This window comes from Halocynthiibacter sp. (assembly GCF_049608145.1).
Classification (GTDB): domain Bacteria; phylum Pseudomonadota; class Alphaproteobacteria; order Rhodobacterales; family Rhodobacteraceae; genus Halocynthiibacter.
In genome coordinates, this window is record NZ_JBMYXF010000004.1 from 72,308 (window position 1) to 96,606 (window position 24,299).

The following is a 24,299-nucleotide window of genomic DNA, read 5'->3' on the forward strand; positions in this document are numbered from 1 at the left end:
GGTTATCTCGTTTTTTTTAAATTAGTCACGGGCCCAGTGAATACGTGCACCACCCCAAATCCGGGTGACCGGTGCCTTCATCGCGGACAGACCTTGTGCCTGCTTTAAAGCGTTCAGTTTATCATCACCGGTCACCACAATATGTTTGTGCATCGCCGAATTCAGGGCTGGTTCCGTCAATGTAATGCGTGGTTCTGCCTGATTGGCAACCTGCATTGGCATCACAAGGGGGGCGGCAGGATCGATTGCCAGAGCAAGGTTATCCCCGCCAGGAAACAGGCTTGCCGTATGCATATCAGCCCCAACGCCCAGAAGAACAACGGACAGCGGCATCAGATCCGCAACTTTTGCACGGGTGTCTTCGATTTCGTCTGAAGGCGTTTCACAATGATTATAAAGCGATACAAATTTGGCTTTTGCTGCCCGATCTGCCAGAAGATGTTCGCGGATCAGCTTTGCATTGGAACGGGGCGAACTGTCCGGTACCCAGCGTTCGTCAGTCTGAACAATCGTGACATTTTCCCAGTCAATATCTGCTGCACAGAGCACATCAAACAAAGGCGCAGGCGTGGTGCCACCGGGGACCGCAAATGACGCTTTGCCATTGGCTTCAAGCGCCGTTTCCAAATCCGAAGCAATTTCCTGCGCCACTTCGATCATCATCATTTCGGCGTCTGCGTATTTGATTATCTTCATGCTTTAATCTCTCTCCAGCGGCGCCCATCGCGGTGCAGTAACATTAGGCTGTCATCCGGGCCGGATCCGCCCGGGTCATATTCTACAGGTTTTTTCCGTGCATCTTCCCAGGCCTGAATGATTGGATCGGTCCATGCCCAGGCAGCTTCGACTTCATCCCCGCGCATGAACAAGGTTTGATTTCCTCGCATCACATCCATGATAAGGCGTTCATATGCATCAGGAATATCGTCACCATCGGCCAGGGCCTCTGCGAAACTCATGTCTAGCGGGACTTCTATCAGGCGCATCCCGCCAGGTCCCGGTTCTTTGATCGTAACGCGCAGGTTCATACCTTCATTCGGCTGCAGACGGATGACCAACACATTGCCCCGACGCCCCTCTTGTTCGCCAAAAATGGAATGTGGTGGATCTTTGAACACAACGGCGATTTCACTGGTCCGTTCACGCAGGCGTTTGCCGGTCCGCAGATAAATCGGGGTCCCCTTCCAACGCCAATTCGAAATCCCAAGCTTCATCGCAATAAAGCTTTCTGTTGTGCTTTCATCGTTTTCCGCATCATCACGATATGACGGTGTGTCTTCCCCAGAACGGTACTGCCCACGTACGATATCCTGTTGATCGGGTGCGTCTAAGGCACGGATAACTTTCAGCTTTTCATCGCGCACAGCATCCGGTTCAAATTCACTGGGGGGTTCCATCGCGATCAGGCATAGCAATTGCATCAGGTGGTTCTGCACCATATCGCGGATCGCACCGGATTTGTCGTAATAACTGCCGCGGCCGCCAACCCCGACGCTTTCGGCAACAGTAATCTGAATGTGATCAACGTATTGGCTGTTCCAAAGTGGTTCAAACAGCATATTGCCAAACCGAACGGCCATCAGGTTCTGAACGGTCTCTTTGCCAAGATAATGGTCGATACGATAGATCTGATGTTCGTCAAAACTTTCGGCCAGAACTGCGTTCAGCGCCTTTGCTGATTTCAGGTCACGGCCAAATGGTTTTTCCACAACGATCCGGCTTTCAGCATCCGCAATGCCGTGATCATGTAAACGTTCTGCCAAGGGGCCAAACAGCCTTGGTGCAACGGAAAAATAGAAAGCGCGGATTACATTTGGTCGCATCAGTGATGCAAGCCCCTGCCATCCCGCATCTCCCAAGGCATCTACAGGTAAATATTTGATACGGCTTAGAAATTCATCAATATGGGCTTTGTCATGTCGCGAACTTTTGACAAATTCGCAGATCGCGTCGTTCACAAATTGACGATATCCCGCGTCATCGAAATCCGCCCGCGCTGCCCCAATGATGCGTGCACCTTCAGGCAATTGACCAGCAAGGAAGCGACGATACAGACCAGGTAGAATCTTGCGTCGGGCCAGATCACCTGTACCACCGAAAATCACCAGATCAAAAACCTCTACCGGTATGACGCGTGAAACCATTCTGACCTCTATATTCCAGAAATCAGGGGTAAAAATCCCCTGCTACAATTTGCGCATACCAAATATATTGGCGCAAACGTTGTAACAGTTTCCGCCAGCATTCGCATGCTTTGCCGCGACTTTAGCAGGTTGAGCCGGCATCACAATGGCGTCATGGACACAGGAACATCTTTTCGGCCGTGAAATGCCAGGGTATCAATAGAAAAGCACAATTCCCGGGGCGAAAAGTAATATGGACGATCAAGCAATCACGCTAGAAGTTTCAGGCAAATTTCAGGATCCTCTGCACACCGCCAAGGGTGAAACACGTGCAACTGTGCCCCTGAAGAACCCTCAAACCCTGTGGTTCAATACCGGCACGCTGTGCAATATCGAATGTGTGAATTGTTACATTCTGAGTTCTCCGACAAATGACGCGCTTGTCTACCTGAGTGAAGCCGAAGTTACGGATTATCTTGATCAGCTGGAAACACGCAACTGGGGTGTGCGCGAAATTGCCTTTACCGGTGGCGAACCCTATATGAACCCTGAATTCAATAGCATGTGCCGCGCGGCCCTGGAACGGGGCTATGAAGTCTTAGTTCTGACCAATGCCATGCGTCCGATGATGCGGAAATCTGTGAAATCTGGAATTGAATCTTTGGTTCAGGAGTTTGGCGAAAAGCTGACATTCCGTGTATCCCTTGATCACTGGGCCGCAGAAAATCATGATAAAATGCGTGGCGTGGGCAGTTTTGAAAAAACTCTTGAAGGCATGCGCTGGCTGTCTTCCATTGGCGCGCAACTTGCAGCCGCCGGACGTCAGCTTTGGAATGAAGATGATGCGTCTGCCCGCGCGGGATATGCCGCATTATATAAAAAAGAATGCTTTAACATTGACCCGTATAATCCTGGAAAAACAGTTCTTTTTCCAGAAATGGATGATACATTAGATGTACCAGAAATTACTGTGGATTGCTGGGGGATTCTCAATAAATCCCCGTCAGACGTCATGTGTTCAAACTCTCGCATGGTGGTGAAACGCCGTGGTCAGGCCCCGTCAGTAATCGCCTGCACGTTGTTGCCCTATGCAGAGGGATTTGATCTTGGGGAAACTCTGAAAGATGCGGAACAGGATGTATCCCTGAACCATCCGCATTGCGCCAAGTTCTGTGTACTTGGCGGGGCAAGCTGTTCAGCTTAGCTTTCCAATTCGGCGTCCCAATACAGAAAATCCATCCAGCTGTTATGCAACACAGACTTGGCAAGTGGCTGTCTGCGCGCAGCAGAATCCAGTTGAAACCCATTGGGTTCAAAGGGTTCACGCAGTAACTTCATCCCCGCCTGTTTGGGTGTTCTATTGGCTTTACGAAGGTTGTCTCTGGAACAACAGGCCACAATATTATGCCAGTTTGACCCGCCACCTTTGCTGCGCGGAACCACGTGATCAAATGTCAGGTCTTTTGCCGCAAAGCGTTCCCCACAATACTGACAACGGAATTCATCCCGTAAAAACAGATTATATCGTGTAAATCCTGCCTTTTTGCGCTGATGGTAACTTTTAAGGGCAACAACAGCCGGAACATCAAAGCTTTGATTGGCGGAATGAACTTCGATGTCATCATAGGTTTTAACCTGAATGACGCGTTCCTGATGCACTGCAACAAAGGCGGTCTGCCAGCTCCACACCGACAGTGGTGCCCAGCTCAGGGGTTGCATATTCGCATTCAGAACCAACGTTCTGAGGCCCTGCACATTTCCTGCATTATTGTCACTTATCCCGCAGTCCATTCGTATCACCGCCCGTCTGCCGGTCGGGACCCGCTGCAAATGACCCCAAACCGGATGGTTTTGGGGCGGGTTCACCGCCCCGTCTCAGATCAACTATATATGGTGTAAGGTATCTGACAACCCCGTTATATGGTATCTCTGGGTTTTAATATACCATCCGGAAGTTTCAGATTTGTGACATTTACCCGGCGTCGGTATACCCCAGCATTTCACGCATGAAGGTCAGGGCAACAGAAAGCCCATCCTGTGAAATCCCGTGTGCTGTGCCTTCCATCACGTGGGCGTATACATCAAAACCAGCATTTTGCAGCGCATCCCCCGCTTCTCCCATGGATTGTGGTGGCACAACGTCATCTTGATCACCGTGGATCAGCAGAACCGGTGGTCGGGTAATGAAATCAGCCTCAAGCCGTTCCGGAGCCAGCAGACGCCCGGAAAAACCGACAACACCTGCCATTTTGTATTCACGACGCGGCGCGACATGCAGGGCCATCATTGTGCCCTGAGAAAACCCAAGCAGAACCAGTTCTGACGGGGTAATTTCTTCGGCCTGCAGGACAATATCAATGAAGGCATTCAAATCGTCTGCCGCGCGTTCAAGGCCAGCGGCACTCTCTTCTTCGCTGGAACCATCGATCCATGGAATGGAAAACCATTGACGCCCCATAGGCATGCCCGCAGGCTGTTCCGGTGCGTCAGGCGCATAGAAGGTCGTGTCTGGCATATGCGGGCCCAGCGGATCTGCAAGCCCAAGAAGGTCAGCGCCATCCGCACCATATCCGTGCAAAAAAATCACAACTGATTTCGTGGTACCGCTGTGTGCCTCACGCTTTTTGAATTCAAGTTCCCGCATATCGCTGCCCTTATCTGATGCCATCACGTTTTTTAATATCTCGGTAGTAGGCCCAAAGAAGGCGCGCTGCAACTGATCTCCAGGGGGACCAAGCCTGCGCCATGTCCCGCATTTCCGTGGGCTTGGGACGTTCTGGTAAATCAAACAAAACCTTTGCGGCCTCCTGAAGTGCCAGATCCCCGGCAGGAAACACATCCGCATGCCCAAGTGAAAACATAGTATATATTTCTGCAGTCCAAGGACCGATCCCCGGCAAAGCCGTCAGGGTTTTGATCACCTCTACCGACGTCATGTCATGAAAAGATGTATAATCCAGATCGGCCTTGGCCAGGGCGCGTAGGTATTTTATTTTTTGCACAGACTGCCCGGCTGCGCGCAATTCTTCATCACTGGCCGCAAGGATTTGATCAGGGCCTGTAAGATTTGCATCCTTCATACGTTGGGCAATAGCGCTGGCCGCTGATATGGAAATCTGTTGGCCAATGATTGCATCGACAAGCGCCGGAAATCCATCTGCGCGCAAACGCAAAGGCAATGGAACAAGGTCCGGCAAAACCGTTGCAAATTCGGGCACGATATCAGCCAACCATTGCGCCCCTTCAGACACGCATTGATCTGACCCTATTTTGCGTATTTTTTCAGTCATTCCATCCCCCGGACACTTAATCCAACGCGATCATAGAAGACGTCTCAGATTCTTCATTACAAGATTTCACTGGTGTACATATAAATTGCGCTTTTCCTTCCTTTCAATCCGGGCTACGGCTTGCGTCATGAATACTGCATCCGCTGCCCCCGCCCCGATTGATCCGCAGGTGAAACGCAATGTTTTCATCCTGATTGCCGCCCAAGCCTTCCTGGGGGCGCAAATGCCGATGATCTTTACCGTCGGTGGTCTTGCTGGACAGCAGCTTGCTTCAAACCCCTGCTTTGCGACCCTCCCTATTACATTGATCGTTCTTGGATCAATGCTAGCTGCCCAACCGATGAGCGCATTCATGCAGAAATGCGGGCGCGCAGCAGGATTTTTCACCGGGGCTGTCTTTGGCGGTGTTGGCGGCGCGATCAGTCTCTGGGGGCTATACGAAAGCAGTTTCCTGATTTTCTGTCTCGGTTCACTTTTTACCGGCGTCTATATGTCTGCGCACGGGTTCTATCGCTTTGCTGCGGCCGATACCGCGACAGCTGAGTTCCGCCCGAAAGCGATTTCTTGGGTTATGGCAGGTGGGCTATTGGCTGCAATCATTGGGCCACAATTGGTCAAAGTCACAAAGGAAGCCATGCCGGTTTTGTTCGCTGGCACATATATGGGGGTGATTGCGGTAAACGCGATCGGGTCGCTTTTGTTCTTCTTCCTTAGCATCCCCAAACCCGTTCCCCCTGCCGCAGACGCCCCAAAGGGCCGCAGCAAACGCGAATTGTTGAAAGACCCTGTGATCGCTGTCGCAATCATCTGCGCCATGGTGTCCTACGCTTTGATGAACCTTGTGATGACGTCAACACCGCTGGCGGTTGTTGGTTGCGGTTTCGTGAACGGCGAAGAGGCGGACATCGTGTCTGCACACGTGCTGGCCATGTATGTGCCAAGCTTCTTCACCGGCCATCTGATCGCCCGCTTTGGAACACGCAATATTGTCGCCACAGGCCTTGTGATCTTGCTGGGCGCAGGCGTTGTTGCCTTGTCCGGTGTGACGCTTGCCAATTTCTTTATCGCGCTGGTCTTGCTGGGTATTGGCTGGAACTTCGGCTTTATCGGCGCCACCACAATGCTTGCCGGTGCGTATGATGATGCGGAACGTGGACGTGTGCAGGGCCTGAACGATATGATCGTTTTTGGCTGTGTCACCATGGCGTCACTGGCATCTGGTGGTCTTATGAATTGTTCTGGTGGGGGTGCCCAAGCAGGTTGGCAGGCAGTGAACCTGGCAATGGCGCCTTTCCTAATGCTGGCGGGCGGTGCCTTGTTGTGGTTGGCCTTGCGCGATCCTGAGGACGTATCTGTTTAAGCAGGCAAAGGGGGCTAGCCCCCTTTGGATCCCCCAGAGTATTTTCAGAAAGATGAAAAAGGTTACGCGCGACCTGTCATTGTTTTCAGAAACAGGCGACTTTTTTTGTGGAACTCGGACAGAGCGAGCGTGCCGTCGGCTACACGCTTTGGTTCTTTACCCGCAAGTTTCAGAAGCGGTTCCGCCTGCCAGGCCGTGCGCAGGGCCATTACCCAAGGAGCGCGCGGTGGTTTTGCCGTTTTCAAATCCGTGAGGGCCGTTTGAGCCAGTTCCACAATGGCCGTCGGGCGCCCATCATACAACGGCTGACGATTGTGTTTCTCAAGTTCCGGCACCGCCTGAAACCAGCTGGCAAGACCATAAGCTGCGCCAAGATTTATCAATAGCTCTTTGGTATCAACACCCGCACCCAGAGCTTGCGCTGTCAACCATAGAAGGTTTCCATATGTGGCCTGAAGGTGTTGTTGAAATGCGTCTTCGCTGTCGAAACCATCTTTGTTGAGATCCCACCAACGTGCCGTAATCATCTGATCAAGCGCTTCTGTATCCAGTTTCTTTTCCCGGATCAGCTGTGTTAGGGGGCGGGCAACGTCGTGGGCGCGTGCGGCTGCGTCACCCGCAGCGCTTTCCACAACATCGCGCCAGAATTGCAGACGCATTTGGCCGACCATAGGTTCCTGGCTGGCCCAGGCCGCACGGGCGATTTCAAGATTGAAAGCATAAAGTACAAAAAGCGGCGCACGTTGTTCTGGCGCGATGCTCATCACTGCTAGAAATCGATCAGGATCCGATTTTTGCACAAGCTCCGCACAGGCGCTAATATCGTCTGACAGCGGGCTCACGCCGCGCGCACCTTGTCATGCACCAGTTTCCATGTGATCGCTTCAAGCAGCGCCTCGAAGCTGGCGTCAACTATGTTCGGACTGACCCCGACGGTGGACCAACGGTTGCCCAGGCTATCTTCGCTGTCGATGATCACGCGGGTCACAGCTTCGGTGCCGCCATCAGTGATGCGCACCTTGAAATCGACCAAACGCATGTCGTCAATGCTATCTTGATACGGGCCAAGATCCTTGGCCAATGCGTTGGACAGCGCGTTTATCGGCCCGCGATCATTGCCGTTTTCATCAACGCTTTCGGAGACCGACAACATGCGATCGGCACCGATTTGCACGACCACGACGGCCTCAGATACGGTGACCATTTCACCGCGCATATTTTTGCGCCGCTCCACCGTCACCTTATAACGTTCCACATCAAAGAATTTGGGCAGTTTGCCAAGTTCATCCAGCGCCATCAGCTCAAAGCTGGCTTGCGCGGTGTCGTAAGAATAGCCTGCGGTTTCGCGCGCTTTGATGCGATCCAAAATGCGCCCAAGCGCCGGGTCACCTTTTTCAACGGCATAACCAGCATCGCCCAGACGTTTGATCAGATTGCTTTGACCGGCCTGGTTCGACATGGGAATAATGCGTGTGTTTCCAACGCTTTCCGGATCCACATGTTCATAGGTCATGGGGTTTTTCAGAATCGCGCTGGCGTGCAGACCGGATTTATGCGCAAAGGCCGAGGCCCCCACATAAGCCGCCTGTTTCGCAGGCACACGGTTCAGAATTTCATCCAAGGCGCGCGACAGATGGGTCAGGCTTTTCAGGCTTTCGAGACTGATGCCCAGTTCAAATTTTTCCGCATATTCCGGCTTTAACAACAACGTCGGAATGATGGTCGTGAGGTTCGCATTGCCGCAACGTTCGCCCAGACCATTCAGCGTGCCCTGCACCTGACGCGCACCTGCATCAATCGCCGCCAAACTGCCGGCAACCGCGTTTTCCGTGTCGTTATGGGTGTGAATTGCCAGATGATCTCCGGGCACGCCAGCTGCAATCACCGCTTTCACAATTGCGTATATCTCAGAGGGCAACGTGCCGCCGTTTGTGTCACATAAGACGATCCAACGGGCACCGGCGCCATAGGCGGCCAGCACGCTTTCCAGCGCATAATCCGCGTCAAATTTATAGCCGTCAAAGAAATGTTCTGCGTCAAACAGGGCCTCGCGCCCGTTTTTCACGATATGCGCGATAGAGGCCGCCACGTTTTCGGTGTTTTCGTCTTTGCTGATGCCAAGCGCGTCGGTGACGTGAAACGCAGAGGCCTTGCCCACCAGACACACCGCAGGCGTTCCGGCGTTCATAACGGCGGCAAGAATATCGTCGTTTTCAGCCGAACGCCCTGCCCGTTTGGTCATGCCAAAGGCCGTAAACGTGGCGTTATATTTCGGTGCGGCCTCAAAGAATTCGCTGTCGGTTGGGTTCGCACCGGGCCAGCCGCCTTCAATGTGATCAATCCCAAGATCATCTAGCGCGGCCGCGATCTGCAGTTTCTCAGCGGTCGAGAACTGAACCCCCTGCGTCTGCTGCCCATCGCGCAAAGTCGTGTCGTAGAGGAATAGCTTTTCTTTTGTCATTGGCTCTTCTCAATATTATTAGGGCATCGCCCGGCCCTGGGTGGGTGCGAAGCGCCCTCCCGTGGGGAGGGTCGGGCGCTGCCCGGGCAAGCCGGGCGAGAATGGCTAATTGTGCATAGTCAAATCAGAATTTCGCATTTTGCAGCGTCAAAACCAGATCCTGGTTCCAACTCCACCCCTTCTTTACTCATCTTAATCTGAACGCCTGCCTCGGTGAGAGCGGCCTTCAGCGCGTCAACTGGCGCAAAATCTTTAGACACCATCGCCGCATTGCGGATTTCGTGTAACTTCTGAGCCAGTTCATCGAGTGTTTCACGCTCGCTCATCAAGACCTGATTGATCACATCAGCATCCAGCGTTTTCTGACCAAGGAAGTTCAAACCAGCAAGCAAGCCTGCAGCATTGCCTTCGGTATAAAGTTTTCTTAACTCTGCAATCGCTCCAGCGGTATTTAGATCGTTTGCAACGGCTTCGATGACCTTTTCAGAAACATCACCAGCTTCAGTCTCCCCTATAAACTTGTGCCACTTGTCCAGCTCGACCAAGGCCTGTGCCGCCTTCTCTTCGGTCCAGTCCATTGGCTTACGGTAATGTGTTTGCAAGAATACAAAACGGATAACATGACCAGTTACCCCCTTGTCTAGCAAATCACGCACCGTGAAGAAATTACCCAAGCTCTTAGACATCTTCTTGCCTTCGACCTGCAACATCTCATTGTGCAGCCAAACATTCGCAAAGCCCGCATCCGGATTGGCGCAGCAGCTTTGGGCGATCTCGTTTTCGTGGTGCGGGAATTGCAAATCATTGCCGCCGCCGTGGATATCAAAGCTTGCACCCAGCAATTCATCCGCCATGGCGGAACATTCAATATGCCAGCCCGGGCGACCACGGCTCCAGAGGCTTTCCCAGCCAGGAAGATCATCGGTTGACGGCTTCCACAGGACAAAATCCATCGGATTGCGCTTATAAGGCGCGACTTCTACGCGCGCGCCCGCGATCATGTCGTCTACAGACCGTCCCGACAGCGCACCGTATTCCTTGTAGCTTTCGACCGCGAACAACACATGGCCTTCCGCCTCATAAGCATGGCCTTTGCTGATCAAATCCTCAATCATTGCAACCATTTGCGTGATATATTCCGTCGCACGTGGCATGTGATCCGGTTCATCTGTGCCAAGCGCTTTCATATCTTCCAGATACCAAGCGATGGTTTCATCACTTCGTTCGCGTACCAATTCTTCCAACGTGCCTTCTGCACCCGCTTCTTTGCGGGCCATGGCGGTCGCGTTGATCTTATCATCCACATCGGTGAAATTACGCACATAGGTCACGTGATCCGCGCCGTACACATGCCGCAGCAGACGGTTCAGCACATCAAACATCACCACCGGGCGCGCATTGCCAAGGTGGGCGCGGTCATAAACCGTCGGACCACAGAGATACATCCGCACGTTTTTGGCATCAATCGGCGTAAAGACCTCTTTTTTACGGGTCTTTGTGTTATGCAGCTTAATCTCAGTCATAGGTCCTCACAGCGAAATACGAATGCACGGGTCCACAGGAACCACCGGCCTTGCGGCGGGCATATCAACTTCATTTCAAGATGAAAACGACAAAGAACGCCCGCGTGACAATGTCAGCGGATAATGCAGGTGATAATGCAAATGTTCTTGTTCATAGCGGTGACCATAACGTTGCCAATCCATATGTCCAGTGCGAATTCGCGCTTTCATGACGCTTTCATCACAGACTTTGATATGCTGCCCCTCTAATCCCTATTTGACAAATCAGGCCTGCCATGGTGGCCTCGCGAAAACGACTTACTTCGGGGATAAATATGGATCTTTCAAAGCGCATCACCGGACTGACCGGCGACGGAGACGACGGCTGGGGCATTTTCATCAAGGCGCGCCGCATGAAAGCAGCTGGCAAGCCTGTGCTGGAGTTGACCATTGGCGAACACGACGATCGCACGGAACAGATCATCCTTGATAAGATGCATGCGGCAGCATCGGGTGGTCATACGGGATACGCTATGGTTCCCGGTACCGATGCGCTGCGGGAAACCGTGGCAAAGCGGATTGAGGAACGCACAGGTGTGCCCACAACACCCGCCAACATCATGATCACCCCTGGCGGCCAAAGCGCCCTATTTGCAAGCCACGCAGCGGTTTGCGATCACGGTGACACGGCCATGTATATTGACCCCTATTACGCGACCTATCCTGGTACGATCCGTGGTGTTGGCGCTGTGCCTTTGCCTGTTCAGGCGCGGTCACGCAATGATTTCCAGCCTGATATCGCGGATCTAGAAGCTGCGATCACACCAGGTGTTAAATCCCTGATGATCAACAGCCCCAATAATCCAACAGGCGTTGTTTATTCTCGTGAAACCCTTGAAGGGCTTGCGGATTTCGCGAAGAAACACGACCTTTGGCTGATCTCTGATGAAGTCTATGACACGCAAATTTGGGAAGGTGAACACATCTCACCTCGCGCCTTACTTGACATGAAGGAACGCACATTAGTCATTGGTTCTATGTCAAAATCTCACGCTATGACAGGTTCACGTATTGGTTGGATTTGCGGCCCAGAAGCTGTGGTTGCCAATCTGATCACGCTTGCCACGCACACGACTTACGGTGTGGCTGGGTTCATTCAGGACGCTGCCAAATTCGCGCTGGAACAGGGTACGGCTTTTGAAGAAAAAATCGCAGATCCCTTCCGTCGTCGTCGCGAAATTGCAAAATCTCTGCTGGAGGGGCAAAACTCGGTTAAGCTGATCCCTGCGGGCGGTGCGATGTATCTGATGCTGGATATCCGTGCGACGGGTCTGTCGGGCGAGGACTTCGCAGAAGGCCTGCTGGATCAGGAAATGATCGCGGTGATGCCGGGCGAAAGCTTTGGTGCGGCTTCTGCCGGCCATATCCGCGTGGCGATGACTATCCCGGATGATCAGTTCGAAGACGCATTTGCACGTCTGATTAAATTTGCAGCGGATAAATAACATCCCTGCCCGATTTCCGGCGTCATCGCGCGCCGGAAGCCATTAGAAAGGCGATATGTTGTTTCAATTGCCTGATCATAAGGTGCTTTATCGAGCCCTGACAAAACGCGACCCAGCCTGGGATGGCCGGGCTTGGGTCTGCGTTGCCACCACCGGAATTTTCTGTCGCCTCAGTTGTCCAGCCCGTGACCCGAAACCTGAAAACTGTGCGTTTAAGCCTTCGGTCACGGAATGTATCGAAGCGGGCTTTCGCCCCTGCAAACGCTGTCACCCCCTGGGTGTTCTATCGGATGATCCCATGATATCGGATCTAGTGAAAGCACTTGAGAAAGATCCAACAAGACGCTGGTATGAAAACGATATTGTGCAGATGGGATATGATCCCTCTACCGTACGACGCAATTTCAAACGGATCTTTGGCATGACCTTTCTGGAAATGGCGCGCCAGCGCCGTCTGGCTGCTGGTTTTACCACTTTATCAGAAGGCCATCGGGTAATTGATGCTCAGCTTGAAGCCGGGTTTGATTCACCATCCGCCTTTCGCGCAGCTTTCGCAAAACTGATCGGAACCGCCCCGGGTGAATTCAGCAAGAATGCGTTGCTACAGGCAGATTGGTTTCAAACCGATCTTGGCCCCATGATCGCAATTGCCGACAACCGACATCTGCACCTGCTTGAGTTCGCTGATCGCAAAGCCCTGCCGACAGAATTAAAACGCCTGATGAAAGATTGCCCTGGTGGCATCGGGTTTGGTACGCCCGCGCCGATCCGTCAGATCAAAGATGAACTGAATGCCTATTTCAATGGTATATCTGCGACATTCACAACCCCGCTTGCCCCGCATGGCACAGCTTTTCAAAAAGACGTCTGGCAGGCGCTGCGTGCAATCCCTGCAGGCGAGATCCGCAGTTATTCTTCTCTGGCAGCAGATTTGCAACGCCCCGAAGCCACCCGTGCCGTTGCCCGCGCCAATGGTGCAAATTCCATTGCGATTGTAATTCCTTGCCACCGGGTGATTGGTGCAGATGGCAATCTGACCGGGTATGGTGGTGGGATCTGGCGAAAAGAACAACTGATTGAAATCGAAAAGAAATATGCAGGAGCACCAACATGACCACTGGCCACGGCACAATCTTTCGTACATTGCACCAACCAGGAAACCCATTCATTCTGGCCAATGCTTGGGATGTGGGTTCAGCTTTGATGTTGCAGGGCATGGGGGCAAAGGCGATTGCGACAAGTTCTGCCGCGCTTGCCTTTACTCTTGGCACGCGGGACATGGGGCATATCACCCGCGACCAGTCCCTTGCACATGCTCAAGATCTGATTGCCGCAGTGAATGTGCCCGTATCCGGTGACTTTGAAAATGGTTTTGGCGAAGATCCCGATACCTGCGCTGAAACCGTACGCATGGCTGGTGAAATTGGCCTTGCGGGGATTTGTATTGAAGACACAGCCCTGCCGGCTGACACAGCTTATGCATTTGATCTTGCCGTTGAACGTATCCGTGCTGCATCAGACGCCGCGCGGGGCCTGAACAAAGATTTCTTCCTTGTTGCCCGTGCTGATGGCGTTCTGACTGGGAAATACGACGTGGAGGAAGCCATTCGCCGCCTTCAGGCCTTTGAGGCCGCGGGTGCAGATGGTTTGTATACGCCGACGCCGGCCAATCCGAAGGATCTTGCGCGGATCTGTGCATCGGTTACCAGACCTGTGAATGTTCTTGCGGCAGGCCCCTGCACAAAACTGACCATAAGTGAGTTTGCCAAGGCTGGTGCTGCGCGCATCTCTCTTGGTTCGGCTCTGGCGCGTGCCACCCATCGTATGATCCGCGATATCGGCGTGGATATGCTGGAAAATGGTGATTTTTCTGCTCTGGGCAAATCTATTTCTGGCGACGCTGTTGAAAATCTGATGTTCTGAGCATCAGCATTGAACGTTGTCGGAGTTAACCAGTGTCTATTTTAAGATCCCTTTTGTTTTCAGCGGTATTATTTTGCGCAGGAATCCCTGCGCAAACTCTGGCTCAGGACATACCTGATTACTCAGATATATACGTGAATGACTACGCGGATCTGATCACACCAGAGGATGAAAGCGAGATCCGTCAGAGTCTTTCAGAGCTAAAGGAAAATACTGGCGTCGAAGTCACTGTTCTAACCCTGCATAGCTGGCGTGAATTTGAAGAAAGGGCCCGGTTCGAAGCCTTTACCACAGGGGTGTTCAATGCCTGGGGAATAGGTGATGCAGAGCAGAATAATGGGGTCCTGATCCTTGTGGCACAGACAGAACGCCAAATGCGTATTGAACTTGGTTCAGGTTATGCGCCGGATTTCGACCTTACTGCCAAAGAAGTGATCGAAACTAAGTTCCTTCCTCATTTTAAATCCGGCAACTACAGCCGCGGGATTGCAAATGGAACAAGTGCGGTAATCGATCGTATTGCGCTCCCGCTGAGTAGAGGAAACGCACCCTGGTCAAAGGCCGCCTACCAGCGTGACAAAGGTCAGAGAATCCTCACATTTTTCAAGATTCTGGGGGCATCCATCATTGCATTATTCGTATCCATCGTAGCCTTGGTCCGCCAGGCTAGGCGAAATCGTATCCGTTGCCCCGAATGCAGAAAGGTTGGGGTTGTCACCACAAATGAAGTTCTGACACCGCCCAGCGAAACAAAGGGCGGAAGCGATGTTGAGATAAAATACTGCCCAGCTTGCGATTATAAAACCACCCGGACATATGCGACACTCAGCTACCAAGCGCAGCGCAGAGCCGCTGTTCGTCGAATGGCGCATACAACTTCTACTTCTACTTCTACATCTTCGTCATCCTCTTCCTCATCCAGCTCTTCCTCCTCTTCCTCGTCCTCCTCTTCTTTCGGCGGGGGCCGGTCTAGCGGAGGAGGAGCTTCGGGCAGCTGGTAGGATCACATGTATTTTCCAGACATTCCCCAAAAAGAGACGAAAATTTCCTGAAAGCGACATTGTGTCGTAATTGCGCGGGCCACAGTGAAAAAACGGGGGCATTTTTCACAGACGAACTGATTCAAACGGAGCCCGACGTGGTCCATTGTCTTGACTGGAAAATTTCCCTGATCGTGATCACGATTGGAGCAGAACGGGGCCGCGCAGCACGCGGACGACCGGGCGCGAACTAACGCCCCCTTCCCTTTACTGCTACAAACGAGACAAAAAAATGACTGCAAAAACCTCCCGCCGTTCCGGTGGTCGCGCCGCCCGTAAAGCCCTTCGTGAAGCCCCCGTTGCCATGGAAGCGCGTTCCGTACGCCCAGGCATGGAAAGCGCGTCCCTGAAGGTTCTTTCCGACAAACAAATCAACATGATCCACGAAGCTGCGATTGAAGCACTTGAAACCATCGGTTTCGCAGATGCACCGCAATCCGGTGTCGACCACATGGTGCGTGTTGGCTGTATCCTCGGCGATGATAACCGCATTCGCATTCCACGTGCCGTGGTCGATGATGCCCTTTCGAAAGCCTGTAAAGACGTTACGCTATACGGTCGCGATCCTAAACACGACATGCATCTAAACGGTCACCGTGTACATTATGGCACTGCGGGTGCTGCGGTCAGCTTGGTTGATGTAGAAACCGAAGAATATCGCGACTCCACCGTGCAGGATCTGCATGATGCCGCAAAAATCGCCGATCGTTTGGACAATATCCACTTCCTGCAGCGCCCTATGGTCTGCCGTGATATTTCTGACAACTATGAGATGGATATGAATTCCATCTACGCCACGATTTCAGGCACAACCAAACATGTTGGAGTATCTTTCACAGAGCCAGGCTATGTCGATGGCGGCTTGGACATGCTGCATATGGTTGCTGGTGGCGAAGAAGAATGGCGTGCGCGTCCTTTCGTGTCCAACTCCAACTGTTTTGTGGTTCCACCGATGAAATTCGCAACCGAAAGCTGCGAAGTTATGGAGAAAGTCATTGAAGGTGGCATGCCTGTCCTGCTGCTGTCTGCGGGCATGGCAGGTGCGACGACACCTTCCACCGTTGCCGGTGCTGTAGTGCAATCGGTTGCAGAATGCCTGGCGGGTATCGTCTATGTAAACGCTGTAAAACCCGGCGCGCCAGCAATCTTTGGCACCTGGCCCTTTGGCCTTGATCTGCGGTCCGGTGCAATGACTGGTGGTTCGGGCGAACAAGCGCTTCTGACCGCAGCCTGTGCACAAATGCACAAATTTTACGGGCTGCCAGGTGGAGCACCAGCAGGCATGACCGATGCAAAACTGCCGGATATGCAAGCGGGTTGGGAAGCTATGGCATCCAACATCATGGGGGGGCTGTCAGGTTTGAACATGGTCTATGAATCAGCGGGCATGCATGCGTCATTGCTTGGGTTTTGCCATGAAAGCTTGATCTTGGGGGACGATATTATCGGTCATGCCCTGCGTTGTGTACGTGGGATTGAAGTGGATGATATGACTCTGGCACTGGATCAGATGCGCGAAGTCTGCCTTGATGGACCCGGTCATTACCTAGGAACAGATGCAACACTGGCGCGGATGGAAAGCGATTACGTCTATCCGAAAACAGCAGAACGTCTATCCCCGAAAGAATGGGTTGAGGTTGGTAAGCCAAACCTTGTGAAAGCGGCGACAAAGAAGAAAGAAGAGATCTTGGCAGAGCCGTCCCGTGCGGCCCTTGATCCGGTCTTGGATCAAGAGATCCGTTCAAAATTCAAGATCCATTTGGGCTGATATATCGGCTATGTGGGGGCCAGCCCCCACCCCCCCCCGGAGTATTTCCGGCAAGATGAAAGGGCGGCGGTTTTGCAACTGCCGCCCTTATCAAATCAGCCGCGTAGGCGTTTGCCTTCGGGATCGAAGGCCGGTTGCTCAAGAATGCGTGCCTTGTGGGGTGCACCTAGAATGAAAACATCCACAGTGTCACCCGGTTTTGCGGTATCTGCTTTGACAAAACCAAGGGCCAAGGATTTACCGACGGATGCCCCAAATGCACCAGATGTGATCCGACCAGCAGGTGTGCCATCCGGCATGAACACAGGTTCACCGCCGCTGGCGTCTGCATTGGTGACCTCTATTTCGAAACCAACCAGATGTTCACGCGGCGCTTCGTCCTTGATCGTTTCCCAAGCGGCTTTGTTCAGGAAGTTTTTCGCAGGTTTCACCAAGCGTTCCAGGCCAACTTCTTGTGGGAAATATTCCGGGCTGTATTCGCGCCCCCAAGACCCGTAACCTTTTTCGATCCGCAAGGCGCCCAAGGCACGCCCGCCAACCGGGCCACCTTTCATTGCGCGCGCCTCAGTGATCAAAGCGTCATACAGCTTGACCTGATCCGCCTCAGCACAGTGCAATTCCCAACCAAGGTCACCAGTAAAGCTGACACGGATCGCAAGACAATCCACGCCCGCAACTGTGATTTGTTGTGAGCGCATGAAACGGAACGCTTCATGGGATAGATCCACATTTGTCATACGCGCAAGCAGATCGCGTGATTTTGGCCCTGCGATGTTAAACCCTGCGGTGGTGTCCGTGACGTTGTTGAACACAGTCCCTTCTGGCAATGGGACCGCGTTAAAGAACCGCTGATGATAGCGTTCCGCCATGCCAGAGCCGACCATCATATAGTCGCCCTCGCCCAGCATTGTGACCGTGAAATCACCCGCAATACCGCCGCGCACCGAAATCAGTGGCGCAAGGCAAGACCGCCCAATTTCCGTTGGGATGGTATTGGCCAGCAAAGCATCCAGCCAGTCATGCGCGCCAGGCCCCGTGATGCGGTAATTGGCAAAGTTGGAAATATCGATGACACCAACATGATCGCGTAGCATCTTGGTTTCATTCGCGACCGGTTCAAACCAGTTCTGACGGGTAAACCCATTGGTATCAGTCACGCCAGGCTTATCGGCAAACCACAGCGGGTGTTCCCAGCCACAGTTCAGACCAAAGACCGCGCCCATGTCTTTCTGCATTTCATAGGCTGGGCGTACACGCGCTGGCCGACCAGCAGAACGTTCCTCATTCGGGAAATGGATAGAGAACCTGTTGGCGTATTGATCTTGCACCTTGGCTTTGGTGAACTTCGCATCAGCCCAATCCCCAAAACGCGCCAGATCCCAAGCGAACATATCATATTGAGGTTCACCTTCAATGATCCATTGCGCGGCAAGAAGCCCTAATCCACCGGATTGTGAAAATCCAGGGATAATACCGTTACAACAGAAGTAGTTAGACAGTTCTGGCACAGTACCAAACAGCGCATTTGAATCCGGCGACCAAATCATTGGGCCGTTGATCACACGTTTGATACCCGCATCACCGACCACAGACAAACGATCAATCGCACGCATAATATTGTCTTCGATCCGTTCCAGATCGTCAGCGAACAATTCATGCCCAAACCCCTGCGGTGTGCCATCTTCGGCCCAGAACTTCATGTTCTTTTCATAAGCACCAACCAGTAGGCCATCGCCTTCCTGACGCAGGTAGTATTCGCCGTCACGGTCCGCAACAGATGGCAAACGCATGCCATGCGCTTTGACTTCTGCAATCGCTTCGGTCACGAAATACTGGTGTTCTGTTGGGATCAGCGGCAGTTTCAGTCCCGCCATTGCACCAACTTCACGGCCCCAAAGACCCGCTGCGTTCACAACCCATTCCGCCTTGATATCGCCCTTTGGGGTACGGACAATCCATGTGCCATCCGGCTGTTGTTCTGTTGCGGTAACCGGGCAGAACCGTTCAACCTGTGCACCCATTGCGCGGGCACCGGCAGCATAGGCCTGCGTCACGCCCGAGGGGTCAACATTGCCGCCATCAGGTTCATACATGATACAGCGGATGCCGTCGTAATTGACCAGCGGGTGCAGTTTTTCAGCCTCTGCACGGGATACTTCATGGAAATTCATACCGTAATATTTGGCCTTGGCTTCCTGTAGGCGCAGCTGATGTTCACGCGCTTCTGTTTGGGCCAAGTACAAAGAACCTGGTTGAAACACACCACAGCCCTGCCCGGTTTCAGCTTCCAGTTCTTTATACAGATTCATCGTATAGTGCTGAATTCGTGTGATATTACTGTTGTCATGCAACCCGTGAATACCCGCTGCCGCGTGCCATGTGGACCCGGACGTTAGCTCATCGCGTTCCAGTAGGATGCAGTCCTTCCATCCAAGTTTTGCAAGATGATAAAGGATCGAGCAACCGATCAGCCCGCCTCCGATGACGACAACCTGGGCTTCTGTGCGCATGGGTATTCTCCGTTTTGTTGCGCATAGGGTGCCTCGGGGAAAGCGGATATTCCAAGCCTGTTTGCGACATTTTATGTCGTATTGTTTTCCATCTAACGCAGAGGGATGATTTCCAGCTGAAAATCTAATTCGATCATCGGGTCAACAAGCCACGGGTAACCATCTGCACCATATTCACGACGGTCAAACTGCCCCACCACCCGTAAAATGGACGGCTCAGCATCGGCACGACCATCGCGCAACAGTGAAATATCCAGATCCATCTCTCTTGTCTCTCCGCGCAAGGTAAAATCACCCGTCACACGCGCGCCATCATTAAGGCGCATGATTCTACGGCTTACAAAGCGTGCATTCGGAAAGCTCTTGATGTTGAGAACTTTTACCTCACGCAGGGCCGATGTTGCCAGTACATTTCCAGCACGCGCACGTGCGACATTAAAGTTCACTATAATTTCAGCATCTTGTGGTGCATCCAAGTCCAACAGAAGACCGGCGGATTCAATAGGGATAAATCCGCGTGTCCGCTGTCCGGCCAGATGGTAACTGAAATGGGCTTTGCCATCACTCACGATACGAAATGCTTCGTTTGCAGCAAAAGCGGGGCCTGATCCTGCCAAAAGTCCACAAAAGGAAATCAGAAAAAGCGGACTACGAATGATATCGCGGCATGTGGCGCGAAGATGGACTGAGATGAATCTAAACATATCGCATTGTTGCAGGTCTTTGTTTTTTCACAAGACACAAGCCCGTGTCGATTGGTTGGCGTGAAGACTATCTAAAAGCGACCTAATTTGTCGCAGGTTTACATGCGCGTTTTCTGAACCGGGCCAATCTGTCCAAAAGTTTCAAACATCTGAGGAGGAATTCCATGAAGACCCATGCACGTGTTGTGGTTATCGGCGGCGGCGTTGTCGGCTGCTCTGTTCTGTATCACCTGACGAAATTTGGTTGGTCTGATGTGTTGCTTCTGGAACGCTCAGAACTAACTTCAGGTTCAACATGGCACGCAGCGGGTGGCTTCCACACCATCAATGGCGACACCAATATGGCTGCCTTGCAAGGCTATACAATCCGTCTTTACAAAGAGTTAGAAGAAATTACAGGCATGTCCTGTGGCCTACACCATGTGGGCGGCGTGACAATTGCAGATACGCAGGAACGCATGGATATGCTGAAGGCAGAACGTGCCAAGCATCGCCATATGGGCCTTGATACAGAAATTCTGTCCCCCGAAGAAATCGCCAAAATCGCGCCTGCGACCAATGTGGACGGCATCTTGGGCGGTCTTTATGATCCGCTTGATGGGCACCTTGACCCTTCCGGCACGACGCACGCCTATGCGCGCGCGGCCAAAATGGGCGGCGCGGAAATTGAAACACATTGCATGGTAAAAGAAACCAACCAACTGCCCGATGGCACCTGGGAGGTTGTGACCGACAAAGGCACCGTGATTGCGGAACATATCGTTAACGCGGGCGGTCTTTGGGCGCGTGAAGTTGGCGAAATGGCTGGTGTTTACCTGCCGCTACACCCGATGGAGCACCAATACATCGTCACCGATGACATCCCCCTGATCTATGAGGCGGATAAAGAACATCCGCATGTGATGGATCCGGCCGGCGAAAGCTATCTGCGGCAAGAAGGTCGTGGGCTGTGTATTGGCTTTTATGAACAACCCTGCCGCCCCTGGGCCGTTGATGGAACACCGTGGAAATTTGGCCATGAACTTTTGCCGGATGACTTTGATAAGATTGAGGATTCTATTGAGTTCGCTTACAAACGTTTCCCGGCCCTTGCCGAGGTTGGCGTTAAATCCGTGATCCATGGGCCGTTCACCTTTGCACCGGATGGCAACCCTTTGGTTGGGCCTGTTCCGGGTAAGAAAAACTATTGGTCTGCTTGTGGCGTCATGGCTGGTTTCAGCCAAGGTGGCGGCGTTGGCCTGACCTTGGCGCAATGGATGATCGAAGGCGAACCTGAACGCGATGTCTTTGCGATGGATGTGGCACGTTTTGGCAAATGGATCACCCCGGGATACACCCTGCCAAAGGTGATTGAAAACTACCAAAACCGGTTCTCCGTGGTATATCCGAATGAGGAACTTCCCGCTGCGCGTCCAATGAATACAACGCCCATGTATGACATCCAAAAGGAACTGGGCGCGGTGTTTGGACAGCAAAATGGTCTTGAGGTTGCAAATTACTTCGCCGAAGGCGATGAACCCCGCTACGAAACCCCGTCTTTCCGCCGTTCCAACGCCTTTGACGCCACAGCGCGTGAGGTGAAGGCCGTTCGTGAAGCCGTTGGAATCAATGAGGTTCAGAACTTTGGTAAATATGATGTGAAGGGTCCCAATGCCCGCGCTTGGCTGAACAAAATCATGGCCGGTCGTGTGCCGAAAATTGGGCGCCTGTCCCTGACCCCAATGCTTGCACATTCAGGGCGTTTGATCGGCGATTTCACCATGTCTTGCCTTGCGGAAGATCACTTCCAATTGACCGCATCTTATGGCGCGCAAGATTTCCACACACGTTGGTTTGAACAACACGAACAGGACGGCGTGACTGTTGAAAACATCTCTGATCGTCGCACCGGGTTCCAGATCGCTGGCCCCAATGCGCGCAAGGTTCTAGAAGCGGTGACCCGGGCGGATGTATCCGCGGAAGCGTTCAAATTCCTTGATGTAAAACAAATCACAATCGGAATGTCTTCATGCATTGTACAGCGTGTCAGTTACACGGGTGATTTGGGGTATGAGATCTATACAGATGCCATGAACCAACGCGCTTTGTGGAACACCCTGTGGATTGAGGGCCAGAAACACGGCATGAAACCCTTTGGGATGCGGGCCATGATGTCCTTGCGTTTGGATAAGTTCTTTGGGTCTTGGCTGTCGGAATTTTCACCTGATTATACTGCAGGTGAAACCGGGCTTGATCGGTTCATCAGTTTCAAAAAACCTGATGATTTCATTGGTCGTGCTGCTGCAGAAAAGGAAAAGGCAGAAGGCTCTGCCCGTACGCTTGTCGCCTATGAGGTCGAAGCCAAAGATTGCGATGTTCATGCTTATGAACCCGTTTGGATCAATGGCGAAGTGCAAGGGTTCTGTACGTCAGGCGGCTACAGCCACTATGCGCAGAAATCCATTGCCATGGCCCTGATCCCGGCAGAACAGGCCCGCGAAGGCAATGAGGCAGAGATCGAAATTCTGGGCCATATGCGCAAAGCCCGTCAAATTGTGACACCCCTATTTGATGCAGATGGTGCACGAATGCGTGGTTAAACGAAACTTCCAGGGCGCATCCCGCGTCCTGGAAACACAACTGTGTCCTTAAGGAACGATCAGGCTGGCTTCGTGCTTCTTAAGCACTTTTCTGGCTGCAACATAGTCGGCCCGCCCTTTAGATGATCTCAGCTCAGGAAAAATATCAAAAATTTCCTTCCGTTGCACATTTCCAATCCCTTTCAACGCATAATCGCCGGGTTGAAAACTTTCGGTCCAGACGCCATCCGCCAATACAATTTCATGTCGGTCAAATATGAAATGCATATAAGTTACGGACATCGGGTCTACTTTGGAAATACCATGGTTGTTCACCAGATGTTTACAGGATGCGAGCACTTCCCGATCTTCAAAGTACATCGAGGTAACATCATTAGAAACCAATATACGATGATTAGGGCTTAGGGTCAGGTCACGTTCAGGTAGATCGTCGCCAAGGCTTCCTGCTGATATAACAATGGGGCGAAGATGCGGACTGTCAGACAGACGCTTCCAGTCCAGTGTTTTCTTTCCGATCCAACGGATTTTCTGAACGCCATTGTCACGGGTGATCACTTTGTCACCGCTTGACAGCTCTTCAATCCGCTTTTCACCAGTGGGCGTTAGGATCATCGTATCGGGCGCAAAACACGGAACTGTAGTATCCAAGTCAAAGCAAATCGGCCCCACCCGGACGACACCAGAAACGCTCACATCACTGCCATTGTCATGAATAATCTGAAGGCTGACAATGGAACCTGGTATCGACACTGAAACTGTATCCGGGGCACCTGACCCTTCTACACCAGGATCATCATTGCCTCCGGCTTCAACCGTGTTCGCATTGACCTGGTGGTGGGCAATCAGATCTGAGAAATTGACAGGAACGGGGGCTCCGAGGGCGTCCAGTGCAATGAACGTCACCTTATCATCCCAACCTGATCCCTGATCAACATCATAAACTTCAAAATGCAAGTTCGTAACGGCCTGATCAAACGTAATGAATACGCTGGTTGGTTCTGTCACAGACGAACTTGACAGAGTGTTCGTCGAACTTTGGTAATAAAAAGCATCACCGGAACTGTCCGGCGTGCTGACAGACACTCCGACCGTGTCTGAGTTATTGTCAAATCTGGTGTTTGAGGATTGTGGGTCATGCGGCGATCTGGTCTTGGTTTGTGGCTTCAATTCCGTCTTTGAATGGGATGCCTGTGATGACTTTGGCGAGGTAGTCAAAGCCGCGTAATCTCCTCCAGTTTTGCTCAGCGCATTGCCCGAGTTTGAACATCATATCCAGCATACCGTCGCGGTTCAGACAGCCCTTGGATCGCTTGGTTCGATGGCGGATGGTGGCAAAGGCGGATTCGATCGGGTTGCTGGTGCGGATGCTTTGCCAGTGCTGTGCTGGGAAGTCGAAGAATGCCATGAGTTCCTCACGGTCCTTTTGCAGACACAGCGTCGCCTTGGGATACTTTGCCTCATAGGTTCTGATGAACAGATCGAAGGCCTTGGTCGCATCTTCTTTGGTCTCAGCCTGCCAGATGTTGTGGATTGC

The 24,299-nt window shown here is 52.4% G+C and carries 21 protein-coding genes; 8 read left to right on the forward strand and 13 right to left on the reverse strand.

Going from position 1 to position 24,299, the window contains the following annotated elements:
• Window positions 1–21 precede the first annotated feature (21 nt).
• Window positions 22–696: a 6-phosphogluconolactonase gene (gene pgl / locus ACPGUT_RS02770; protein WP_423988712.1), complete on the reverse strand. Its 675-nt coding sequence runs from the start codon at window positions 694–696 to the stop codon at window positions 22–24.
• Complete coding sequence (gene zwf, locus ACPGUT_RS02775) at window positions 693–2,144, reverse strand: glucose-6-phosphate dehydrogenase (RefSeq protein WP_423988713.1); 1,452 nt, start codon at window positions 2,142–2,144, stop codon at window positions 693–695. The genes pgl and zwf overlap by 4 nt, the downstream gene beginning before the upstream one ends.
• Window positions 2,145–2,376: 232 nt before the next feature.
• Between zwf and ACPGUT_RS02780 the strand changes: the two genes are divergently transcribed.
• Complete coding sequence (locus ACPGUT_RS02780; RefSeq protein WP_423988714.1) at window positions 2,377–3,327, forward strand: radical SAM protein; 951 nt, start codon at window positions 2,377–2,379, stop codon at window positions 3,325–3,327.
• On the opposite strand, the gene ACPGUT_RS02785 is transcribed toward ACPGUT_RS02780, so the two are convergent.
• The 3 genes from ACPGUT_RS02785 to ACPGUT_RS02795 form a co-directional block, all read right to left on the reverse strand.
• Window positions 3,324–3,914, reverse strand: coding sequence for an HNH endonuclease (locus ACPGUT_RS02785; RefSeq protein ID WP_423988715.1), 591 nt, complete (start codon window positions 3,912–3,914; stop codon window positions 3,324–3,326). The genes ACPGUT_RS02780 and ACPGUT_RS02785 overlap by 4 nt on opposite strands.
• Before the next feature lie 181 nt (window positions 3,915–4,095).
• Window positions 4,096–4,767, reverse strand: coding sequence for an alpha/beta hydrolase (locus ACPGUT_RS02790; RefSeq protein WP_423988716.1), 672 nt, complete (start codon window positions 4,765–4,767; stop codon window positions 4,096–4,098).
• A 10-nt stretch (window positions 4,768–4,777) separates the two neighbouring features.
• Window positions 4,778–5,413, reverse strand: a complete 636-nt coding sequence (locus ACPGUT_RS02795; RefSeq protein WP_423988717.1) for a DNA-3-methyladenine glycosylase family protein — start codon at window positions 5,411–5,413, stop codon at window positions 4,778–4,780.
• Window positions 5,414–5,540: 127 nt separating this feature from the next.
• Here ACPGUT_RS02795 and ACPGUT_RS02800 point away from each other — a divergent pair, with 127 nt between their 5' ends.
• A complete protein-coding gene (locus ACPGUT_RS02800) occupies window positions 5,541–6,773 on the forward strand; it encodes an MFS transporter (RefSeq protein ID WP_423988718.1) in 1,233 nt (410 codons plus the stop codon).
• Between the two features lie 62 nt (window positions 6,774–6,835).
• Here the strand turns inward: ACPGUT_RS02800 and ACPGUT_RS02805 are convergent, their stop codons facing one another.
• From ACPGUT_RS02805 to ACPGUT_RS02820, 4 genes are all read right to left on the reverse strand, one after another.
• Entirely contained in the window at window positions 6,836–7,615 is a 780-nt protein-coding gene (locus tag ACPGUT_RS02805) for a squalene/phytoene synthase family protein (RefSeq protein WP_423988719.1), read from the reverse strand.
• On the reverse strand, window positions 7,612–9,234 hold the full coding sequence (gene cimA, locus ACPGUT_RS02810) for a citramalate synthase (protein WP_423988720.1): 1,623 nt from the start codon (window positions 9,232–9,234) through the stop codon (window positions 7,612–7,614). The genes ACPGUT_RS02805 and cimA overlap by 4 nt, the downstream gene beginning before the upstream one ends.
• A gap of 119 nt (window positions 9,235–9,353) precedes the next feature.
• Window positions 9,354–10,757 (reverse strand): cysteine--tRNA ligase, encoded by a 1,404-nt coding sequence (gene cysS / locus ACPGUT_RS02815; RefSeq protein WP_423988721.1) that lies wholly within the window; start codon window positions 10,755–10,757, stop codon window positions 9,354–9,356.
• A gap of 75 nt (window positions 10,758–10,832) precedes the next feature.
• Window positions 10,833–10,967, reverse strand: coding sequence for a hypothetical protein (locus ACPGUT_RS02820; protein ID WP_423988722.1), 135 nt, complete (start codon window positions 10,965–10,967; stop codon window positions 10,833–10,835).
• A gap of 104 nt (window positions 10,968–11,071) precedes the next feature.
• Between ACPGUT_RS02820 and ACPGUT_RS02825 the strand changes: the two genes are divergently transcribed.
• From ACPGUT_RS02825 to ACPGUT_RS02845, 5 genes are all read left to right on the forward strand, one after another.
• On the forward strand, window positions 11,072–12,241 hold the full coding sequence (locus ACPGUT_RS02825; RefSeq protein WP_423988723.1) for a pyridoxal phosphate-dependent aminotransferase: 1,170 nt from the start codon (window positions 11,072–11,074) through the stop codon (window positions 12,239–12,241).
• A 55-nt stretch (window positions 12,242–12,296) separates the two neighbouring features.
• On the forward strand, window positions 12,297–13,355 hold the full coding sequence (locus tag ACPGUT_RS02830; protein ID WP_423988724.1) for a bifunctional transcriptional activator/DNA repair enzyme AdaA: 1,059 nt from the start codon (window positions 12,297–12,299) through the stop codon (window positions 13,353–13,355).
• Window positions 13,352–14,164 carry an isocitrate lyase/PEP mutase family protein gene (locus tag ACPGUT_RS02835; RefSeq protein WP_423988725.1) on the forward strand — a complete coding sequence of 271 codons (813 nt, stop codon included), beginning with the start codon at window positions 13,352–13,354 and terminating at the stop codon, window positions 14,162–14,164. Before ACPGUT_RS02830 ends, ACPGUT_RS02835 begins: the two co-directional genes overlap by 4 nt.
• A gap of 32 nt (window positions 14,165–14,196) precedes the next feature.
• The gene (locus tag ACPGUT_RS02840) at window positions 14,197–15,165 is read left to right on the forward strand and encodes a TPM domain-containing protein (RefSeq protein ID WP_423988726.1); all 969 of its coding nucleotides are present in this window, start codon (window positions 14,197–14,199) and stop codon (window positions 15,163–15,165) included.
• A gap of 271 nt (window positions 15,166–15,436) precedes the next feature.
• Entirely contained in the window at window positions 15,437–16,972 is a 1,536-nt protein-coding gene (locus tag ACPGUT_RS02845; protein ID WP_423988727.1) for a trimethylamine methyltransferase family protein, read from the forward strand.
• 95 nt (window positions 16,973–17,067) lie between these two features.
• On the opposite strand, the gene ACPGUT_RS02850 is transcribed toward ACPGUT_RS02845, so the two are convergent.
• Together ACPGUT_RS02850 and ACPGUT_RS02855 are read right to left on the reverse strand one after the other, a co-directional pair.
• Window positions 17,068–19,482, reverse strand: coding sequence for a GcvT family protein (locus ACPGUT_RS02850; RefSeq protein ID WP_423988728.1), 2,415 nt, complete (start codon window positions 19,480–19,482; stop codon window positions 17,068–17,070).
• Between the two features lie 92 nt (window positions 19,483–19,574).
• Window positions 19,575–20,051 (reverse strand): YceI family protein, encoded by a 477-nt coding sequence (locus ACPGUT_RS02855; protein WP_423988729.1) that lies wholly within the window; start codon window positions 20,049–20,051, stop codon window positions 19,575–19,577.
• Window positions 20,052–20,350: 299 nt separating this feature from the next.
• On the opposite strand from ACPGUT_RS02855, the gene ACPGUT_RS02860 reads away from it, so the two are divergent.
• Window positions 20,351–22,765, forward strand: a complete 2,415-nt coding sequence (locus tag ACPGUT_RS02860) for a GcvT family protein (RefSeq protein ID WP_423988730.1) — start codon at window positions 20,351–20,353, stop codon at window positions 22,763–22,765.
• A 48-nt stretch (window positions 22,766–22,813) separates the two neighbouring features.
• On the opposite strand, the gene ACPGUT_RS02865 is transcribed toward ACPGUT_RS02860, so the two are convergent.
• Together ACPGUT_RS02865 and ACPGUT_RS02870 are read right to left on the reverse strand one after the other, a co-directional pair.
• Complete coding sequence (locus ACPGUT_RS02865; protein WP_423988731.1) at window positions 22,814–23,770, reverse strand: Hint domain-containing protein; 957 nt, start codon at window positions 23,768–23,770, stop codon at window positions 22,814–22,816.
• A 127-nt stretch (window positions 23,771–23,897) separates the two neighbouring features.
• Window positions 23,898–24,299, reverse strand: a 402-nt coding sequence (locus tag ACPGUT_RS02870) for a transposase (RefSeq protein WP_423988732.1), incomplete at its 5' end; no start/stop codon positions are given.

Bases quoted from the DNA above. Each gene is read 5' to 3' on its own strand.
- pgl (WP_423988712.1), bottom strand. From the start codon at position 696: ATGAAGATAATCAAATACGCAGACGCCGAAATGATGATGATCGAAGTG.
- zwf (WP_423988713.1), bottom strand. From the start codon at position 2,144: ATGGTTTCACGCGTCATACCGGTAGAGGTTTTTGATCTGGTGATTTTC.
- ACPGUT_RS02780 (WP_423988714.1), top strand. From the start codon at position 2,377: ATGGACGATCAAGCAATCACGCTAGAAGTTTCAGGCAAATTTCAGGAT.
- ACPGUT_RS02785 (WP_423988715.1), bottom strand. From the start codon at position 3,914: ATGGACTGCGGGATAAGTGACAATAATGCAGGAAATGTGCAGGGCCTC.
- ACPGUT_RS02790 (WP_423988716.1), bottom strand. From the start codon at position 4,767: ATGCGGGAACTTGAATTCAAAAAGCGTGAGGCACACAGCGGTACCACG.
- ACPGUT_RS02795 (WP_423988717.1), bottom strand. From the start codon at position 5,413: ATGACTGAAAAAATACGCAAAATAGGGTCAGATCAATGCGTGTCTGAA.
- ACPGUT_RS02800 (WP_423988718.1), top strand. From the start codon at position 5,541: ATGAATACTGCATCCGCTGCCCCCGCCCCGATTGATCCGCAGGTGAAA.
- cimA (WP_423988720.1), bottom strand. From the start codon at position 9,234: ATGACAAAAGAAAAGCTATTCCTCTACGACACGACTTTGCGCGATGGG.
- cysS (WP_423988721.1), bottom strand. From the start codon at position 10,757: ATGACTGAGATTAAGCTGCATAACACAAAGACCCGTAAAAAAGAGGTC.
- ACPGUT_RS02820 (WP_423988722.1), bottom strand. From the start codon at position 10,967: ATGAAAGCGCGAATTCGCACTGGACATATGGATTGGCAACGTTATGGT.
- ACPGUT_RS02825 (WP_423988723.1), top strand. From the start codon at position 11,072: ATGGATCTTTCAAAGCGCATCACCGGACTGACCGGCGACGGAGACGAC.
- ACPGUT_RS02830 (WP_423988724.1), top strand. From the start codon at position 12,297: ATGTTGTTTCAATTGCCTGATCATAAGGTGCTTTATCGAGCCCTGACA.
- ACPGUT_RS02835 (WP_423988725.1), top strand. From the start codon at position 13,352: ATGACCACTGGCCACGGCACAATCTTTCGTACATTGCACCAACCAGGA.
- ACPGUT_RS02845 (WP_423988727.1), top strand. From the start codon at position 15,437: ATGACTGCAAAAACCTCCCGCCGTTCCGGTGGTCGCGCCGCCCGTAAA.
- ACPGUT_RS02850 (WP_423988728.1), bottom strand. From the start codon at position 19,482: ATGCGCACAGAAGCCCAGGTTGTCGTCATCGGAGGCGGGCTGATCGGT.
- ACPGUT_RS02860 (WP_423988730.1), top strand. From the start codon at position 20,351: ATGAAGACCCATGCACGTGTTGTGGTTATCGGCGGCGGCGTTGTCGGC.